Origin of the sequence: Kitasatospora griseola (genome assembly GCF_044999035.1) — a bacterium.
GTDB lineage: Bacteria > Actinomycetota > Actinomycetes > Streptomycetales > Streptomycetaceae > Kitasatospora > Kitasatospora griseola.
The window spans coordinates 5,464,461-5,483,980 of record NZ_CP173360.1; the positions used below are offsets into that span (position 1 = coordinate 5,464,461).

At 71.0% G+C, this 19,520-nt stretch carries 10 protein-coding genes and 1 pseudogene; 5 read left to right on the top strand and 6 right to left on the bottom strand.

Annotated elements, in window-relative coordinates:
* Nucleotides 1-423: 423 nt before the first annotated feature.
* Together ACI1MP_RS24900 and ACI1MP_RS24905 are read right to left on the bottom strand one after the other, a co-directional pair.
* Nucleotides 424-1,581: pseudogene (locus ACI1MP_RS24900) on the bottom strand (helix-turn-helix domain-containing protein); the annotation flags it as partial.
* A 1,133-nt stretch (nt 1,582-2,714) separates the two neighbouring features.
* A complete protein-coding gene (locus ACI1MP_RS24905) occupies nt 2,715-3,674 on the bottom strand; it encodes an HAD family hydrolase (RefSeq protein WP_404869507.1) in 960 nt (319 codons plus the stop codon).
* Between the two features lie 1,031 nt (nt 3,675-4,705).
* Between ACI1MP_RS24905 and ACI1MP_RS24910 the strand changes: the two genes are divergently transcribed.
* From ACI1MP_RS24910 to ACI1MP_RS24920, 3 genes are all read left to right on the top strand, one after another.
* Nucleotides 4,706-5,215: a universal stress protein gene (locus tag ACI1MP_RS24910; RefSeq protein WP_043914044.1), complete on the top strand. Its 510-nt coding sequence runs from the start codon at nt 4,706-4,708 to the stop codon at nt 5,213-5,215.
* A gap of 1,967 nt (nt 5,216-7,182) precedes the next feature.
* Entirely contained in the window at nt 7,183-7,341 is a 159-nt protein-coding gene (locus tag ACI1MP_RS24915) for a hypothetical protein (protein ID WP_404869508.1), read from the top strand.
* 241 nt (nt 7,342-7,582) lie between these two features.
* Entirely contained in the window at nt 7,583-8,389 is an 807-nt protein-coding gene (locus ACI1MP_RS24920) for a hypothetical protein (RefSeq protein ID WP_404869509.1), read from the top strand.
* 80 nt (nt 8,390-8,469) lie between these two features.
* Here the strand turns inward: ACI1MP_RS24920 and ACI1MP_RS24925 are convergent, their stop codons facing one another.
* The 4 genes from ACI1MP_RS24925 to ACI1MP_RS24940 form a co-directional block, all read right to left on the bottom strand.
* Complete coding sequence (locus ACI1MP_RS24925) at nt 8,470-9,660, bottom strand: acyl-CoA dehydrogenase family protein (protein WP_043914037.1); 1,191 nt, start codon at nt 9,658-9,660, stop codon at nt 8,470-8,472.
* A gap of 59 nt (nt 9,661-9,719) precedes the next feature.
* Nucleotides 9,720-10,715: a hydroxymethylglutaryl-CoA lyase gene (locus ACI1MP_RS24930; RefSeq protein WP_404869510.1), complete on the bottom strand. Its 996-nt coding sequence runs from the start codon at nt 10,713-10,715 to the stop codon at nt 9,720-9,722.
* Nucleotides 10,712-12,937 (bottom strand): acetyl/propionyl/methylcrotonyl-CoA carboxylase subunit alpha, encoded by a 2,226-nt coding sequence (locus ACI1MP_RS24935; protein ID WP_404869511.1) that lies wholly within the window; start codon nt 12,935-12,937, stop codon nt 10,712-10,714. Before ACI1MP_RS24935 ends, ACI1MP_RS24930 begins: the two co-directional genes overlap by 4 nt.
* A gap of 92 nt (nt 12,938-13,029) precedes the next feature.
* Nucleotides 13,030-14,748: a carboxyl transferase domain-containing protein gene (locus tag ACI1MP_RS24940; protein WP_404869512.1), complete on the bottom strand. Its 1,719-nt coding sequence runs from the start codon at nt 14,746-14,748 to the stop codon at nt 13,030-13,032.
* Nucleotides 14,749-14,878: 130 nt separating this feature from the next.
* On the opposite strand from ACI1MP_RS24940, the gene ACI1MP_RS24945 reads away from it, so the two are divergent.
* Together ACI1MP_RS24945 and ACI1MP_RS24950 are read left to right on the top strand one after the other, a co-directional pair.
* The gene (locus ACI1MP_RS24945; RefSeq protein WP_404869513.1) at nt 14,879-15,541 is read left to right on the top strand and encodes a TetR/AcrR family transcriptional regulator; all 663 of its coding nucleotides are present in this window, start codon (nt 14,879-14,881) and stop codon (nt 15,539-15,541) included.
* A gap of 223 nt (nt 15,542-15,764) precedes the next feature.
* On the top strand, nt 15,765-19,475 hold the full coding sequence (locus tag ACI1MP_RS24950; RefSeq protein ID WP_380341535.1) for an ABC transporter ATP-binding protein: 3,711 nt from the start codon (nt 15,765-15,767) through the stop codon (nt 19,473-19,475).
* Nucleotides 19,476-19,520: the final 45 nt, after the last annotated feature.

The window sequence follows — 19,520 nt, forward strand, 5'->3', positions numbered from 1 at the left end:
GATCGCGTGCTCCACCGGACGGTCGGCACGCTCCGGACCGTTGGCACGGTCGGGCCGGTCGGCCGGGGTCGAGCCGCGACCGCCCGGGTACGCCGCACTGGGCCGCACCGGCTGACCGGGCGACGGCTGCGCGTGCGCATGCGCGGGCGGAGGGCCCTGGTGGGCACTCGGGTACGGGACGCCGGACTGCCCGTTCGGGACGCCGCCCGGGTGGCCCGGTTGCGCCGCACCCGCGCCGCCACCGGTGGGGCGGACGCCGTACCGGGGGTCGCCCGGACGTTCCGGCACCCGCGAGCCGAACGCCCCCGCCGGCGGACCGGCCTGCGGCGGCACCAGCGGACGCTGCCGCGGACGCCCCGCCGCACCACCCGCACCGGGGCCGTTCGCCGCGGTCTGGCCGTGCGTCACCCCGACGTTCCCGGACGGGCCCTGGGCCTGCTGCCCGTGCCCGCCCTGACCCGTCGCCGGACCGCCCGGCGCACCGGCGATCCGCTCGGCCGGAACGCCCGGCGAGGGCATCGCCGAGTTGCCGACCGCCGGACGGCGGGCCCGGAAGGTGGTCCGGTACGCGGCCGGGGAGACACCGAGCTGGCGGCGGAAGTGACCGCGCAGCGCCACCGGGGAACGGAAGCCGCAGCGGCGGGCCACGTCGTCCACCGACAGGTCGGAGGTCTCCAGCAGCCGCTGCGCCTGCAGCACCCGCTGGGTGATCAGCCACTGCAATGGGGCACTGCCGGTGAGCGTGCGGAACCGGCGGTCGAAGGTGCGCCGCGACATGTAGGCGCGGGCCGCCAGGACCTCGACGTCGAACTGCTGGTTGAGGTTCTCCAACGCCCAGGTGACCACCTCGGCCAGCGGGTCGTTGCCGATCTCTTCAGGTAAAGACTGATCGATGTACTGGGCCTGACCTCCGCCACCGCGCCGGTTGGGCACCACCAGCCTTCGGGCGAGCGCGTTGGCGGCCTCCGCGCCGTGGTCGCTGCGGACCACGTGCAGGCAGAGGTCGATGCCGGCCGCGGTGCCGGCGGAGGTCAGCACGTCGCCGTCGTCCACGAACAGTTCGCGCGGATCGACGTGGACCCGCGGGTACCGCTTGGCCAGCGTCGGTGCGTACATCCAGTGGGTGGTCGCCGGGCGCCCGTCGAGCAGCCCGGCTGCGGCCAGGACGAAGGCGCCGGTGCAGAGGCCGATGATCCGGGCCCCCTCGTGGTGGGCCTTGCGCAGGGCGGCGATGGCCTCGACCGGCGGCGGCTGCGAGATCGACCGCCAGGCGGGCACCACGATGGTCCCGGCCCGGGACAGCGCCTCCAGCCCGTAGGGTGCGGTGAGGGTGAGGCCGCCGGTGGTGGTCAGCGGTCCCTCCTCGCCGGCGCACACCAGCAGACGGTAGCGGGGGACCCCGGCGTCCTGGCGGTCCACGCCGAACACCGACAGCGGGATCGAACTCTCGAAGATCGGCGCCCCGCTGAACAGCAGCACCGCCACCGTCTCGCGCCGCCGACGCCCCGCCAGCTTGCGCGGTGCTCCCAGCAGGCCCGGGCCGGCGGCGGTGAGGGTGTCGGAGCCGGCTCCGGCACCCATGACGGAGGAGCTGGAAGGGCCGTTGGCGAGGTTGCCGTGACCGGCGACGGAGGACGGGGGCTGCGTGGCCGGATTCGTGGTGTACTGACCGGACGTCAATGGCGCGTTGCCACCATGAAGCTGACTGGCCGTCGATCCTGAGCCGAGTGAACCGGCCGACGTGCCACCGAACTTGCCGAGTCTTGAGCCGCCACCGGGAAGGCCCGACGGCTGACGGCCGCCTTCAGGACCCGCGTCGCTCCTACTCACCCTGCTCAAGGCGCTCCAGCCCCCTCGGTGGTGTGGTGGTCTCGGCTGCCGCTCTGCGAGCCAAGATCGAATCTACTTGGTGGACCGTTGCCGTTGTGACAAGTTCACCATCCGACGCTATGTCGACATGGCAATTTGGCGTGAAGCATTCGATCACGAAGCGTGGCACCCGTCGACCCCGCTGTGAAGGGGGCGCGGACAACCGTGGCTGGTTGTCGCACGACCTGCTCGTGATTCACCCACCAGCGGCGCACCCGCCGGCCGCTGTGTGCTGCGGCTTTGTCCGAAGGGTGGGTCGGGCCTGCAAGTTGGCTGAAAACATGCGGTTCAAATCAGGGGCGTGAACATACCTTCTGCGCGCCACAGCGCACACCTGAGCCAAGACTCCCGCGCCCCGTCAGCCCCTTGGCCCAACCCGAACTGGCCATCTCCGAACGCCTCCCACCTCACAATCCGTCACTTCGCACCCCTTGCGTCCCTCCTGTCACACCAGCCCCAGTAGCCTCATCCGCCCCACCGTCACCATCGGCCAGTCGCTCCGTCCGGTGCCCCACGGCGCCGCACATTCGTCCGAATCCGACCCCTGTCGGATGTGCCGCTCACGCCCTCGCCGCCGGGCCCTTGTTGCCGGGCCCTTGTTGCCCGCGCCGTCCTCGCCGACCGGGGGTGGGGGAGGGCCGTGCGGGCGGTGTGGGCGGGAGGTGTCCAACTCCGATGGAGGAGAGCTGTGGTGAGCGCGCGTGGGGGCGTGGCACCGGACGAATGCGCCGCCGGTCTCGCGTGCGGATCGTCGCCGGCGCGGCTTGGCCGGCGTGACAACTCGACGTTCTCTGCCGAAAGTTCGGGTGTCCCCGAGGCGGCCTGCGGGTGCCGCTCCGGCGGACCTAGGCGACGGGTGGCAGGGCCGGCGGCCGAACGGGCTGGGCGGCAGGCGATGTGCCGACCGATGCGCCGACCGTTGTGGCGGGCTGGGCGGCGGGAGCGGTGACCGGTCCGAGGTGGGTCAGCGGCACGGCCCGGGTGAACGATGCGGACTGGGCGAAGGGCGGCCTCAGCCCGTTCGCGGTGGGCGAGGGGGCCAGCCTGGAGGCCGGCACGGCGATGCGAGTGCGAGGCGGGCGCTTGCGGCCGGACGCCGTCGCGGCAGCGAAGTGCCGGGCGGCGTTGGGGCGTTCGGCTGCGCCGAGGACGAGGCGCACCGCCTCCGGAAGGCTCGGCGCGCTGACCGTCGGACGGTAGCCCCGTTCGGCCCAGGGCCGACCGTGGTGCAGCCAGACACTGCGGAGCCCCGTTGCCTCCGCTCCCGCGATGTCGGACGGACCGTAGTCGCCGACCATCCAGGTCTGCGCGGTCCAGTCTCCCGCCGGGCGGAACCCGCAGCGGCGGGCGGCGATTTCGAAGATCAACGGATCCGGCTTGATGCAGCGGGCCTCCTCGGAGATGACCCAGCCGTCCACCATGGCGGCCAGCCCGGTGAGTCGGATCTTCTCCAGCTGGGGCAGCGTCCCCCCGTTGCTGACGATTCCCAGCGTCCACCCCTCCTCGCGGGCCGCGCGTAACGCGCTCGCATGTGAATCCGGGCAGGCGATATGGGAGTTGATGCTGCGGCGATAGTGCTCGAGCATCGCATCGATCGACCGATCGATGCCGTAGCGACGCTTCGTTGCGCCCAGTACGGTGCTGCGCGGCACGTAGCCGCTGCCGTCGAGCATGACCAACCAGTCGAGGTCGCTTGCGGGCAGGCCGTTCTCGGCGAGGAAGTCTTCCGCCCAGGCTCTGAACGCGGCATCCCTGGGCAGCAAGGTGTTGTCGAGGTCGAGCAGGAGCAGCGGCATGTCGAGCATGCTGCCAGTGGGCGGCTCGTATGCATGTGGCAATTGCCAAAGGCGAATCGAATTCCCATGAATTGGCCGAATCCATCCGCTACGCACCCATCTCGGGTCATGATCGCCCGAATGCGCCCCTCGCGCCCCGCCGACTGCCCTTCGCAGCTCGGCTCGACCGTTCACTCGCACCGTCCTCGGGCAGCGACGATCTCTGGCGATGACAGTCGGATCACGTTGTGTGCCTGCCCTGTTGCGCGTACTGCGGGTCGTCGGTCAAGCTCCATGGAACCCGCCGCAGAAGGGGCGCACACGCCGGCGTGTGATTCCCCCACAAGCGGGAACCTTGTCGTACCGAGGGCTTCGCCGCTGGGTGCGGCCCATTCCGCGCCGTACTCTGAAAGGCACAGGTCGCCAACGGTGGTAGTCGTTTCCGAACGGTCCGCTGCCTCGGTCGTGCCTTTCCCCGGGCCAGGGCGGTCCGCCGCCATGTCCCCCTGTGTATTCCTCTCCCGGTTGAAGAGTTTTGAGCCATGGCTGGTCGAGATCCTTCCGGTTCTGCCCACGGCAGTTCGCGGGACGACAGTTCCCCTGCCGAGCTCCTCGGCATCCCGCCGGGAGCCGATTCGGCACGCCGCCCCGACGCCGACGCCACCGGGGACGGAGATGTCCGTGGAGGCGGCGGAGGGTGCCGTGAAGACGGGCGTGGAGGCGACCGTGGAGACGCGCGCGGGTGCGACTCCGGAGACGGCCCCGAGGGTGGACGCCATGGCGTTGAGGACGCGCCCGACTGTTCCATCCACCTGGAACGCTCCGATCGGACGGGCCACTCCGATCGGGCGGGCGACTCGAGCCGTTCTGGTTGGGCGAGTTGGACGTCCTGGGCGGGTCGGGCGGCTCCAACCGGGCGCGTCGGCATGTTCGGACGTCCCGCCCGCCCCCGAGGTTCGGACCGGCCCGGGCCCGACGACCCGAGACACTCGACCCCTGCTACTCCAGGCGCGGCGGCGGATCCTGCCGTCGCCCCACAACCCGGCACTGCGGAGGACGCGATGACCGACAGCTCCCGTCCGACCGTCGGCCGCCGCGATGGCGATGGCGAACCGCAGCTCCAGGAGCACGGCTCCCGCGCTTGCGACCCGCAGTTCCAGCACGGTGTAGTGGTCGGCTTCGACGGCTCGCTCTCCAGCGAACGCGCCCTGGCCTACGCCGTCGGCATGGCCCGCCGCTCCCAGTGCGGACTGGTGATCGTCCACGTCGCCAACCGGCTCCCCGCCACGGTCTGGGCCGGCTGCGAACCGCCCGTCTTCGTGGACCTCCCCGACCAGCGCACCGAGATCCTCGGCCTCGAACTCGCCTGCGCAGACTTCCTTTCAGGCGTCCCCTGGATCCTGGTCGAACGCGGCGGGGACATCTGTCACGAGATCGAAGAGGTCGGCCGCGAGTACGCCGCGGACGCCATCGTGGTCGGCAGCACCCACGGGCTGCTCGGGAAGATCTTCGGCTCGGTCTCCGGCCGCCTCGCCCGCCGCGCGAACCGTCCGGTCATCGTCATCCCCTAGCCGGGCTGACCGGGCTGACCGGGCCGACCGGCCCTCGCGCCTGTGCTCGCCGCGGCTTTGCGCTGTCCCGGTGCCATCTCCCGGTTCCGCTCCGTTGTTCCCGCTTTCCCGGGCCTATTCCCGGGCCTACTTCCCGGCCTCCTCCGCCCCCGTGCTCTCGCCTGACGTCCTCGCACGGCACCGGATCATGGCCGGATGCGGGCGGGAGGAACCGGCCATCCGCGGCGCGGGGAAACGTGCGGGGCCGGGCCGTTCGGCGCTCGGATACGGCCGAACGAGTCGTTCAAACGCTGCGGCGTGAGTCATATCAGCTGCCGAACCGGAGCATGGTGAACCATTCGTAGGTGATCCATCGTCATATCGGCCTACTGGCGGCCAGATGGTGTTCGGGCGAGGTGACCGCCGCTCGTCGCCCCATGCCGCCCTTACTCGGAGCTGCCCTGCTGGTGCCGGCCGTCCTCGCGACCTGGGCCTCGGAACCTGGGGCCACTCGGGGTGGGGAAGTGGGCGAGGTGCTGACCCTGAGCGTCAGCACCAACATCAGCACCGACCTCAACGTGCGGCTCCGCGCCGACGAGGTGGCCAGCCGGACCTACCACCTCGTCAACCACGCCGACTATCAGCTCACTGATCTCGTGCTGAACGACCCTCAACTTCCGGGCGGGCAAGCCCAATGTGACGCCGGTCGAAGCATCCCGCCGGGTGGCATCCTCGACTGCACAGCCTCCTTCACTGCCCTGGGCGGATCGCAGGCCGCCCAGGCCACTGCGACCGCCGATGCCCCGAACCGACTGCCACAGGCCCACGCGGATGCACCCGTGGGCTACTGGGGCATCACTGCAGGCCTTCGCCTCACCCGGGTGGGATCACCCACCGGTACGGGCGTGTCTCGATCCCGAAGGACCATCCCGGAGGCGGTGCCGCCCGCTGGCACCCGTCGCACCGCGCCGAGAGCGCTGACCGCAGTCGCGGGGACCCTTGAACTCCGGTACCACCTGGAGGCGTTCGGTGATGTCCCGATCACCGACATCTCGGTGGTCGAAGGGTTGCCCGATGTGGGCGCAGTGACCTGCTCCGGCCCCGATGCCGGCCGCACCCTCGCCCCTGGACAGGGCGTCGACTGCCAGGCCGCCGGGACCGCTCTCGCGGGCCACCAGACCGGTACGGTGCACGCCGACGGCTTGGCGGACGATGCGACCGTCGGACCGGACGGCAGCCGCCAAGCGCCGCGCCACGTGTTCGCCGACGCGCCCGGAGCCTATGACGGACTCAGTCCGACTCCTCCTGCCGCGGCACCGCTTCCGCCCGGTACAACGGGCGGAGGAACCGGCCCCGGCGCGGCCCCCGGCAGTGGTGTCGGTACGGGCACCGCGGCCGGCGCGGGCACGGCTACCGGCGTCGGCGCCGGAGGCGGCATCGGGACGGTGGCAGGAGTCGGTGCGGGCGCGGTCGGTGTTCCTGGTGCTGCCGCTCCCGGAGCTGCGGCCCCTGGAGTCGCTGCCCCCGGTGCCGCCCCAGGAGTTGCCGCCCCTGGCGTCGCGGGCGTGGGCGCGGCTGTTGGAGCGGCAGCCGCGGCGGGGCTGCTCCCCGTACCCGTCCCAGCCGGCGGGGCTGCCGCGGCCGCACCAGGGCTGCTGCCCGGTGTCCCGGCTCCCGGGCAGGCCGCAGCAGCGGCTCCCGCAGGCTTGCTGCTGACGCCCTTCCTGCCGGGGGCAGCACCAGCGTTGGTCCCCGGTGGGACGGCCTTCGCGCTGCCGGGCTCGCCCTTTGCGGCGCCGGGGGTGATCGGCACTTCAACCGGGCCTGGCGGCAGCCTGATTGGGGTCGGGACAGCCAGCCCGGGCGGGGGACTGGCGAGCAGTGGGACGGCAGTGCTCGCGCCGACTTCGAGCGCGGCTGCCGGACGGAGTGAGGGGGCGGGCTCGGGAGCGGGGGCGTCCGGCGGTGGGTCGTCACCAGGTGGACAGGTGCAGGCCCAGCCCGGGGCGGAGGACTGGACGCCCGAGGAGGGGGAGGACAACCAGTGGGACATCACAGAGGTGATGATGCTGCTGTTGGCGATCCTTCTTCCTGTGCTGTGCGTGCTGGCGGCGGCGTTCTCCGTTCGGGGTCGGTGGAAGCAGTGAGCGCGCGCGAAGAGATGATCCGACCGGCTGGCGATGGGCCCGTAACCGACCTGGTGATGTCCGGGGTTGTCGATGGCGCAACTGTTGTCGAGTCAAGGAACGATGCACCGCAGGCGGGAGCGCGAGGCCTGCGGCTGCTGGTGCCGGCCGACGGCAGACCCGGTGCGAGGCCGGTGGCGCGGTCGGGTGCGAGGCCCAGCGCGAGGGCGGGCCTCCGCGGCGGTGGGAGCAGGTGGTGCCGATGCTGATCGTCGCGATCGCCGCCGTCTCGGGTGCGGCGCTCGCGCTGGTGATCGGTCTGCTGCTCGGGCGGACCAGTCGGGCGCGGGAGGGGTCCACGACACCGCAAGCGCTGTCCTTTGCCGGGGCGGCGATCCTCGGCTTCTTCGCGCTCTTCCTGGGATTCAGCATCGCCGGCACCTGGCAGCAGTTGAACTCCGCGCGTCAGCACACCTACGAGGAGTCGCGGGCTCTCGCGGAGGCTTATTGGAACGCGGGCGGTCTGCCGGTCGCCGACCGGTCACTGGTGCGGGATCGGCTGCGGAACTACACCAGGGTGGTGATCGACGACGAGTGGGCGACGATGCAGCACGACACCGGCAGCCAGGCCGCCTGGCAGGCGGTCGACGAGGTGCGGGCCGCGGTCGATCACGCCGCGGTGCAGACTCCGGCGGAGACCAGCGCACGGACCGATGTGCTGCACAGCCTGTCCGACGTCAACGCCAAACGGAACGCGCGGTTGGGTGATATTCGTGCGTCCGTGCCGGTGGTGGCGATCGGTGGCCTGCTCGTGGGCGCGGTGTTCGTCCTCGCCACGCCGTCGGTGATCGGCCTGATGGCCAACACACGGAATCTGATGTTGATGTGCTTCGTGGGTGCCTCCGTGGCGTTCGGGGTGAGCATGGTGGCGGTGATGAGCGGGCCGTTCTCCGGCGCGGTGCGGATCGAACCGACTGCGTTCCAACTGGCGTTGGAGCGCTACGACCAGATCGACACCGACGCCAGGACGCCGGCACTGCCGCCGTTCCAGCCTTGGCCGACGCACTGACCTGCGGGTGGTCCGGGACGCGACGGTCCGGACACTCCGGCAGGCAGTGATCCGTCAGCAGGGCCGTGTCAGCGCATGGTTCAGGAGTTGACGCCGAGTTCGCGCGCGATCAGCATCCGCTGGACCTCGGAGGTGCCCTCGCCGATCTCCAGAATCTTGCAGTCGCGCCAGAACCTGGCGACCGGGTACTCGTTCATGAAGCCGTAGCCACCGTGGATCTGGGTCGCTTCGCGCGCGTTGTCGACCGCGGCCTCGGAGGCGAACAGCTTGGCGATGGCTGCCTCCTTCTTGAAGGGCTCGGAGTGCAGCAGCCGGGAGGCGGCGTCCCGCCAGGCCAGGCGGGAGGTGTGTGCGCGCATCTCCATGTCGGCGAGCTTGAACTGGATGACCTGGTTGGCGCCGATCGGCCGGCCGAAGGCGCGACGAGTGGCGGCGTAGGACAGGGACTGGTCGACGCATCCCTGGGCCAGACCGGTGGCCAGGGCCGCGATGGCGATGCGGCCCTCGTCGAGGATGCGAAGGAACTGGGCGTAGCCGCGGCCCTGGCGACCAAGCAGGTTGGCCGCGGGGACTCGGCAGTCGGTGAAGGACAGTTCGCGGGTGTCGGAGGCGTTCCACCCGACCTTCGAGTACTTCTTCGATACCTGGAACCCGGGAGTTCCAGTGGGGACGATGATGGAGGAGATTTCCCTCGTGGGCGAGTGATTTACGCCCTCGTCACTCGAATGTGCGATCGGTTCGGTCAGTGCGGTGACGGTCACCAGCCCGGTGATATCGGTGCCGGAATTGGTGATGAAGCACTTGCTTCCGTTGATCACCCACTCGTCGGTGGCCGCGTCGTAGCGCGCGGTGGTGCGAGTCCCGCCGGCGTCCGTGCCGCCCTCGGGCTCGGTCAGGCCGAATGCGCCGAGCATTTGGCCGGACGTCAACTTCGGCAGCCACTCACGCTTCTGCTCCTCGGTGCCGAAGAGGTGGATCGGCATGGCGCCGAGCGAGACCGCGGCCTCCAGCGTGATCGCCACCGAGGAGTCGACCCGGGCCAGTTCCTCCAGGGCCAGGCAGAGCGCGAAGTAGTCGCCGCCCATGCCGCCGTACTCCTCGGGGAAGGGCAGGCCGAACAGGCCCATCCGACCCATTTCCCGAATGATTTCGTACGGGAATTCATTCTGCTCGTAGTATTCGCCGATCTTCGGCGCAACTACATCGTTGGCAAACTCCGCGACGGTGCGCCGGAGTTCCTCGTAGTCACTGCTCAGCCGGTGGTCGAGCATGGGTGATCCTCCCGGGATCGAGGCCTGGTGGGCCGGGTGGGGGGTTTTGGAGTCAGCGGTCAGGCCGTGGGCCCGAGCAGGGCGCGGACGGTCCGCGAGGGGCTGGGGCGGCCGAGCTGACGCGCCATCCAGCCGCTGGTTTCGGTGAGCGACGCCAGGTCGACGCCGGTCTCGATGCCCAGGCCGTGCAGCATCCAGACCAGGTCCTCGGTCGCCAGGTTGCCGGTCGCACTCTTGGCGTACGGGCAGCCGCCGAGGCCGCCGGCGGAGGCGTCCACCACCGTCACGCCGGACCGGAGCGCGGCCAGCGTGTTGGCCAGCGCCTGCCCGTACGTGTCGTGGAAGTGCACCGCGACCTGGTCGACCGGAACGCCGGAACGAGTGAATTCGTCGATCAGCGCCTTGACCTGGCCGGGCGTTGCGACGCCGATGGTGTCGCCGAGGCTCAGCTCGGTGCAGCCCATTTCCAGCAGCGTCAGGCCGTGCCGGACCACCTGGGCGATCGGCACGGGGCCCTCCCACGGGTCGCCGAAGCACATCGACAGGTAGCCGCGAACCGGGACTCCCGCTGCCGTGGCACGTTCGACCACGGGCCGGAACATGGCCATCGCCTCGTCCGCCGAGCGGTTGAGGTTGCGTCGGGCGAACGTGTCGGTGGCGCTGGCGAACACCGCGACCTCACCGGCATGGTGGGCCAGCGCCCGGTCCAGTCCACGCTCGTTCGGCACCAGGACGGGCAGACGGAGCCCCGGGTACCGCGCGGGCAGCTCGGCCAGCCGAGGCATCAGTTCCTCGGCGTCGGCCAGCTGCGGCACCCACTTGGGGTGGACGAAGCTGGTGGCTTCCACGGTGCGCAGCCCGGCGTCGGCGAGTCGTGCGATGAACTCCGCCTTGACCTCGACGGGGACGAGGCTGCTCTCGTTCTGCAGCCCGTCACGGGCGCCGACCTCGTGGATGCGCACTCGGGCGGGCAGATCGGGGTCACGCACGGGGTCCGGAAGGCCGAGTTCCAGCACGGTCGGTTCGACTGCGGCCCGATCGGGAGCGGTGGTCATCCTGCGGCCTCCTGCAGTTTCGCGGTGGCGTCGGCTTCCGCTTCGGTGCGGACATCGGCTTCCGCCTCGGCGGTGGTGGCTTCCTCGTCGGCGGGGGCGACTGCGACCAGGGGCTCATCCATGGCGACGGTCGCACCGGCAGTGACCCTCAGGTCCTCGACGATGCCGTCGTGCGGCGCGGAGATGACGTGCTCCATCTTCATGGCCTCCAGGACGAGCAGCGCCTGTCCGCGGCTGACCTGTTCGCCGGCCTGGACCTTCACCACCGTGACGGTGCCGGGCATCGGAGCAGTCAGCGTTCCGTGGTGCACGGTTCCGGCAGCGGCACGCTCGGTGATTGCGTCGAACGGGTGAACGAGCCACGCATCTCCGTCGGCGCCGAGCCAGTGCGCAATGCCCTCCGCCGTACGCTCCTCGGCGACCGTGAAGGTGGCCTGCAGGCCGTCAACCGCAAGGCGGAGCAGGCTTCCGTCCCGGGTGGCGCGAGCCTTCCGGGCGGGGCCGTCGCCGAGTCGGATGTCCCACTCGGGAGTCTTCACGGCGGAAAAACCGATAGCGCTCTCGAATTCACCGCTGGTAGTCATTCGGCAACTCACGGCGACCGGTTCGCGGCCGGCGAGCCGGAGCCGGTGCGTGGTCCATGCGGCTTCGCCACCGAGTCGCCACCCAGAAGGGAGGGAGAAGGGATCGGTCCAGCCGTCGGAGGCGTCGGCGCGGCCGAGTTCGAGCTGCCGCACCAGTGCGGCGGCGAAGTAGAGCAGGTCGATCGTTTCGGGCCGGGTGTACGGAGAGCTGAGCAGGGAGGGGTCCTGCTGGGCGCTGCGTTCCACCAGGCCGGTGTCGAGCCGACCTGCCGTCACCTCGGGCTGAGCCAGCAGTCGGCGCAGGTAGCCGGTGTTGGTGGTGACGCCCAGGATGCGGGTCTCGGCGAGTGCGGCCCGCAGCCGACGGATCGCGGTCGGACGGTCGGGCCCATACGCGATCACCTTGGCGAGCATCGGGTCGTACAGGCTGCCGATCCGGTCGCCGGGTGCGATTCCGGAGTCCACCCGGATGCCCTCGCCCGAGGGTTCGTCCAGCAGCAGTACCTCGCCGCCGGTGGGCAGGAAGTCCCGTTCCGGGTCCTCGGCGCAGATGCGGGCCTCGATCGCGTGGCCCAGGAAGGAGATGTCGGACTGTGTGAACGACAGCGTCTCGCCCGCGGCGACGCGCAGCTGCCACTCGACCAGGTCGAGCCGCTGCGGGCCCTCGGGGCCGTCGACAGAGACGGCCAGCTCAGTGACGGGGTGTTCCACCTGGAGGCGGGTGTTCATCTCCATGAAGAAGAAGTCGAGGACGTCGTCCGCGTCGGACCCTGCGGGGTCACCACCGGGAACGATGAACTCGACCGTGCCGGCGCCGGTGTATCCGCAGGCTTCGGCAGCACGCACCGCGGCCGCGCCCATCGCGGCCCGGGTCCGGGCGTTCAACAGGACGGAAGGGGCCTCTTCGATGAGTTTCTGATGGCGGCGCTGGAGACTGCACTCGCGCTCGCCGAGGTGAACAGTCCGGCCGTGGGTGTCGGCCAGGACCTGCACCTCGATGTGGCGCGGTTGGTCCACCCAGCGCTCGAGCAGCAGGGTGTCGTCGCCGAACGCGGTGCGGGCCACCCGGCGGGCGGCGGCGAGCTCGGCGGGCAGGTCGGCCGGGTCGCGGACCAGCCGCATGCCCTTGCCGCCGCCACCGGCCGAGGGCTTGAGCAGCACCGGGTAGCCGATTCGGGCCGCCGCCTCGATCAGCTGCTCGTCGGTGGGCGCGCCGTCCTCGCTGCCGGGGACGACGGGCACCCCGGCGGCCCGGACGGCCTCCTTGGCGTTGATCTTGTCGCCCATCAGCTCCACCGCAGCCGGCGGTGGGCCGATGAAGACCAACCCGGCCTGCGTGCAGGCCTCCGCGAAGGCGGGGTTCTCGGCGAGGAACCCGTAGCCGGGGTGGACGGCCTGCGCGCCGGTCCGGCGGGCGGCGTCGAGGATCAGGTCGGTGCGCAGGTAGGTCTCGGCGGCCGAGCTGTCGCTCCGGTCGGCGGGCCCGAGTCGGACCGCGAGGTCGGCGGCCCGGACGTGCGGGGCGTCCGCGTCCGCGTCGCTGTGCACGGCGACCGAGCGCACGCCCAGCCGTCGCAGGGTGCGGATCACCCGCAGCGCGATCTCGCCGCGGTTGGCGACGAGCACGGTGTCGAACATGGAGGTGTGCCTCCGTTGCGAGGAGAACGGGTGAGCGAATTGACGATGCATCAGAAGCGGTGGCCGGTCGGTGGCTCGGCCCCGGCCGGGCGTTACATGCGGAAGACGCCGAACGGGCGGGGTTCGGGGAGCGGGGCGTTGGCGCACGCAGTGAGCGCCAGGCCGAGCGCGGTCCGGGTCTGCATGGGGTCGATCACGCCGTCGTCCCACAGCCGCGCGGAGGCGTAGTAGGCGTTGCCCTGCCGCTCGTACTGCTCGCGGACCGGGCGCTTGAACTCGTCCTCGGCCTCGACCGACCAGTCCTCCCCCCGGGCCTCGAACTGGTCGCGTCGGACCGTGGCGAGCACGGAGGCGGCCTGTTCGCCACCCATCACGGAGATCTTCGCGTTCGGCCACATCCACAGGAAGCGAGGTGAGTAGGCCCGGCCGCACATCGAGTAGTTGCCCGCGCCGTACGAACCGCCGATCACCACCGTCAGCTTCGGCACCCGGGTGCAGGCCACCGCGGTGACCATCTTGGCGCCGTGCTTGGCGATGCCGCCGGCCTCGTACTGGCGACCCACCATGAAACCGGTGATGTTCTGCAGGAAGAGGAGGGGGATGCCCCGCTGGTCGCACAACTCGATGAAGTGCGCGCCCTTGAGCGCGGACTCGGCGAACAGGACGCCGTTGTTGGCGACGATGCCGACCGGATGCCCGTGAATGCGGGCGAACCCGGTCACCAGGGTGGTGCCGTACTCCGCCTTGAACTCGGCGAACCGGCTGCCGTCGACCAGGCGGGCGATCACCTCGCGCACGTCATAAGGGGTGCGCGGGTCCACCGGCACCACGCCGTAGAGGCCGGCCGGGTCGACCGCGGGCGGCTCGACCGGGGCGAGCGGCCAGGGCTTCGCGGCGCGCGGGCCGAGTCCGGCCACGATGGTGCGGACGATGGAGAGCGCGTGGGCGTCGTCCTCCGCCAGGTGGTCCGTCACGCCGGAGGTCCGCGAGTGGAGGTCGCCGCCGCCGAGTTCCTCGGCGGTCACCACCTCTCCGGTGGCGGCCTTCACCAGCGGCGGGCCACCCAGGAAGATGGTGCCCTGGTTGCGGACGATCACCGCCTGGTCGCTCATCGCCGGGACGTAGGCGCCGCCCGCGGTGCACGAGCCGAGCACCGCCGCGATCTGCGGGATCCCGGCGGCGGACAGGCGCGCCTGGTTGTAGAAGATCCGGCCGAAGTGGTCGCGGTCGGGGAACACCTCGTCCTGCATCGGCAGGAACGCGCCGCCCGAGTCCACCAGATAGATGCAGGGCAGCCGGTTCTCCAGGGCCACCTCCTGCGCGCGCAGGTGCTTCTTCACCGTCATCGGGTAATAGGTGCCGCCCTTGACCGTGGCGTCGTTCGCCACCACCAGGACCTCGCGCCCGGCGACCCGTCCGATGCCGGCGATCACACCTGCGGCGGGGGCGGCCCCGTCGTACAGGCCGTCGGCGGCCAGGGGGGCCAGCTCCAGGAAGGGCGAGCCCGGGTCGAGCAGGGTGTCCACCCGGTCGCGGGGCAGGAGCTTGCCGCGGGCGGTGTGCTTGGCGCGCGCCTTCTCGCCGCCGCCGAGTGCCGCTGCGGCGAGCTTCTCGCGCAGCTCGGAGACCAGTGCCCGGTGGGCCTGGGCGTTGGCGAGTCCGGCGGGTGACGCCGGGTCGACCGTGCTCTCCAGACGCGGTGCCGGTGCGGCGGCCGCGTCGAACAGCAATACCGGCTGTGTCGACGCGGAAGCGTTCCGCGACGAAGCCGGAGACCACGATGAGGTCGGTGCCGAAGAAGAGGGGACCATCCCAGGAGCTCCCTTGCCCTCGGATTCGGATCCGGGCAGGCCGAAGGGCGAGCCGGCCAGCCCGTGTTAATGAGCGTTAACTCTGCCGCCAGGTTAACCAGCGATAACCCGACTGTCTACGATGGGCAGCATGCCCAACCGCCCTGCCGCCCCCGTGCTCCCACGCCGTGACCAGATCCGGAAGGAGGCCGCCAGGCTGTTCGCCGCCCGCGGTTTCCTCGGCGTCGGCGTGGACGAGATCGGTAAGGCGGTCGGCATCAGCGGACCCGGCCTGTACCGGCATTTCGCGGGCAAGGACGCGATGCTCGCCGACCTCCTGGTCGGCATCAGCGAGCGCCTGCTGGAAGAGGGCCGCCGACGGGCCGGAGCGGCCGACGGGCCGCAGGCCGCATTGGACTCCCTGATCGACGGCCACATCGACTTCGCCCTGGACGACCGGGACCTGATCATCCTGCACGACCGCGAGCTGCTCCACCTCAAGGAGGAGGACCGCCACCGGGTCCGTCGACTGCAGCGCGGTTACGTCGAACTGTGGGTCGCGGTGGTGCGCGAGGCCTTCACCGCACTGGCCGCCGCCGAAGCCGAACCGGTCGCCCGCGCCGCCGTGCACGCAGTCTTCGGCCTGCTCAACTCCACCCCGCACAGCGCTGCGCCGCAGGCCGCCCCGACGGAGCTCGTCGCCGAGCGGGCCGGACTGAGCCGCGAAGCGATGGCAGCCCTGCTGCGCGCGTTGGCCCAGGGCGCGTTCGTGGCGGCGGCCGCTGCGGTCGTGGCGCCGAGCCCGGCTGCCTGACCTGCAGGTTTCCAGGCAGGGCCAGGGTCTGGCGTGAAGTCTGCTGCACCCCCGCCTAGGACGATCGGCTGACCCAGGTGCAGCCGACCGTTGGAGGCGCACCCCCGCGTGCCGCGGGCAGGCTGTAGACGGGAAGGAAGCTCGACCTCGGGTCGTTCAGCCTCCTATGCGCCCGTCGAATCCGATGGACGCCCAATCGGCCGAATGGTTAGCATCACTAAATATGCCCGAGACTCATGGTTTCCCAGAGCAAGGCTGGCTCCGCCGGCTCGGTGGCTACTGCTGGCGCTACCGTCGCAACCTGTCGCTGTCCTTCGGGTCGTCGCTGGTCGGCATGGCGATCACCGCGATCGTCCCGCTCATCACCAAGCTGATCATCGATGACGTGATCACCACGCACCGCCGCCCGCTCACCCCCTGGGCAGTGCTGCTGCTGGTCGCGGCCGCCGCGGTGTTCCTGTGTACACAGATCCGCCGCTACTACGGCGGGCAGCTCGCGCTGGACGTCCAGCACGACATGCGCGCCGACCTGTTCCGCTCGCTGACCAGGCTCGACGGGCACCGCCAGGACCGGTTGGACGTCGGTCAGGTGGTCGGGCGCGCCACCTCGGACCTGCAACTGGTCAACGGGTTGCTCTCGATGCTGCCGATGATGACGGGCTACGCCCTGATGTTCGGCATGTCGTTGGTGGTCATGTTCTGGCTGTCGCTGCCGCTCACCCTGATCGCGCTGGTGATGGCCCCGGCCCTGTGGTGGATTTCCACCCTCAGCCGCAAGCGCCTCTTCCCGGCGACCTGGGCAGCCCAGCAGCAGGCCGCGGAGGTCGCCGGTGTGGTGGATGCCGCGGTCGGCGGCGTCCGGGTGGTCAAGGGCTTCGGTCAGGAGGCCCAGGAACGCGGCAAGCTGGAGCGGGTCTCGCGAGGGCTGTTCGCCGCTCGGCTCCGTTCGATCCGATTGAATGCCCGCTACACCCCCGCGATGCAGGCCGTTCCCGCGCTCGGGCAGGTCGCAGTGCTCGCCCTCGGCGGCTGGCTGGCCGTCCGGGGCGATGTCACCCTCGGCACCTTCGTCGCCTTCTCCACCTACCTCGCGCAGATGACGGGCCCGGTCCGGATGCTCGCCGTGGTGGTCACCGTCGCTCAGCAGACCCGCGCCGGCGTGGAACGCGTCATGCAACTGATCGACCAGCGCCCGCTGGTCGCCGAGACCCCGGACGCCCGGCCCCTCGATCCGGATGCGGCCCCGGCCGGCACGCCCGCGCTGGAGCTCGACCGGGTCGCCTTCCACTACCGGGCCGAGGAGCACCCCGAGCCGGGCAGCGTTCCCGACGGCGCCCCGGTGCTCGACGGTCTCAGCCTGCGGATCGCGCCGGGGGAGACCCTGGCCCTGGTCGGTGCGTCCGGCTCCGGCAAGTCGACCGTCGCCCAGCTGGTGCCCCGCTTCTACGACCCCACCTCCGGCGCCGTCCGACTGTTCGGACAGGACCTCCGCGAAGCCACTGTCGATTCGGTGCGCGCCGCCATCGGCATCGTGCCGGAGGAGAGCTTCCTGTTCTCCGACACGGTCCGCACCAATATTTCCTACGGCCACCCCGAGGCCACCGAGGAGCAGATCCTCGCCGCCGCCCGGATCGCCCAGGCCGACGGTTTCATCCGCGAGCTCCCCGGCGGCTACGACACCAAGGTCGGCGAGCAGGGCCTCACCCTCTCCGGCGGCCAGCGCCAGCGCATCGCCCTGGCCCGTGCGGTCCTCACCGACCCGCGCATCCTGTTGCTCGACGACGCCACCTCCGCGGTCGACCCGCAGATCGAGGCCGAGATCCACGACGCGTTGCACAGCGTGATGGCCGGCCGTACCACCCTGCTGATCGCACACCGCCGGTCCACCCTGCAGCTCGCCGACCGCATCGCCGTCCTCGACGCCGGTCGGCTGATCGACATCGGCACCCACGAGGAACTCACCGCCCGATGTCCGCGCTACCGGTCGCTGATCACCGACCCGGACGCCCTGGCTGCCCCCGCCGCCGAGCCCCAGCAGGACGAGGAACCCGCAGAGACCGAGAAGGCCGCACCGGTCGCGGAGAAGCCCGCCGCCGACACCGAGTTGCTGGCCCAGGTCGCCGCCCTGCCGGCGGCGAACGACACCCCCGACGTCCCCGTGGAGCTGGCCGAGACCGCCGACGCCAAGTTCAACCTGGCCCGACTGCTCGCCCCGTTCCGCCGTCCGCTGCTGCTCGCACTGCTGCTGGTCGCACTGGACACCGCCGCCGGCCTGACCTTGCCGGTGCTGATCCGGCACGGCATCGACGACGGCGTCAGCAAGGCCGCCATCGGGGGCGTTGCGATCGCCGCTCTGCTGGCACTCGTCGTGGTCCTGCTCGACTGGCTGGTGCAGGCCACCGAGAGCAAGGTCTCCGGGCGCACCGGCGAACGCGTCCTCTACACCCTGCGGCTGAAGATCTTCGCCCACCTCAACCGGCTCGGCCTCGACTACTACGAGCGCGAGCTGGCCGGCCGGATCATGACCCGCATGACGACCGATGTGGACTCCATATCTTCGTTCCTGCAGACCGGCGTGGTCACCGCCGTCGTCAGCCTGTTCACCTTCGTCGGGATCTTCGTGGCCCTCGTCGTGATCGACCCGGGTCTCGCCCTGGTGGTCCTCGCGGTGCTGCCGCCGCTGATCATCGCCACCCTGGTGTTCCGCAAGAAGTCCGCCCAGCAGTACCAGATCTCCCGCGACCTGATCAGCACCGTCAACGCCGATCTGCAGGAGAACGTCGCGGGCATGCGGATCGTCCAGGCCTTCCGTCGCCAGGACGCCAACATCGACCGGTTCGTCGAGCGCGGCCTCGCCTACCGGCACGCCCGGGTCAAGGCCCAGCTGTACATCTCGCTGTACTTCCCGTTCGTGCAGTTCCTGTCCAGCGTCGCCGCCACCCTGGTCCTGATCGTCGGCGCCTCCCGGGTCGACCACGGCACCCTGACCATCGGCGCCCTGGTCGCGTACCTGCTGTACATCGACCTGTTCTTCGCCCCGGTCAACCAGCTCTCACAGATCTTCGACGGCTACCAGCAGGCTGCCGTCGGCCTCGGCCGGATCCGTGAGCTGCTGCGCACCCCGACCAGCACGCCCCAGGCCGAACAGCCCATTCCGGTCGAGACGCTGCGCGGTGAGATCACCTTCGAGAACGTCGGCTTCGCCTACAACGGCGGAGGAGAGGGCAACCCCGAGGTGCTCGCCGGCATCGACCTGCACATACCCGCCGGCCAGACCGTCGCGCTGGTCGGCGAGACCGGCGCCGGCAAGTCCACCCTGGTCAAGCTGGTCGCCCGGTTCTACGACGCCACCGGCGGCACCGTTCGGGTCGACGGCACCGATCTGACGCGGTACGACCTGGAGGGTTACCGGCACCGGCTCGGCGTCGTCCCGCAGGAGGCGTACCTGTTCGCCGGGACGGTCCGCGACGCCATCGCCTACGGGCGCCCCGGGGCGAGCGACGCCGAAGTCGAAGCCGCCGCCAAGGCGGTCGGCGCACACGACATGATCACCCGGCTCACCGGCGGCTACCGGCACACCGTCGCCGCCCGCGGTCGCAACCTCTCCGCCGGGCAGCGCCAGCTCATCGCCCTCGCCCGGGCCGAACTGGTCGACCCCGACATCCTGCTCCTCGACGAGGCCACCGCCGCTCTCGACCTCGCGACCGAAGCAGCCGTCAACCACGCTGCCGACCGGCTCAGCGGCGGACGCACCACCCTGGTCATCGCCCACCGGCTCACCACCGCCGAACGTGCCGACCGGATCGTCGTCCTCGACCACGGACGAATAGTGGAGGACGGCACCCACACCGATCTGCTCGACCGCGACGGCGCCTACGCCAAGCTGTGGAAGGCCTTCATCGCGGAGGGGCACCCTGCCCCGGTACTCGGCTGACCGTCCCGACAACGGCTCCCGGGCCCGGCGCCTCGTCGGGTCCGG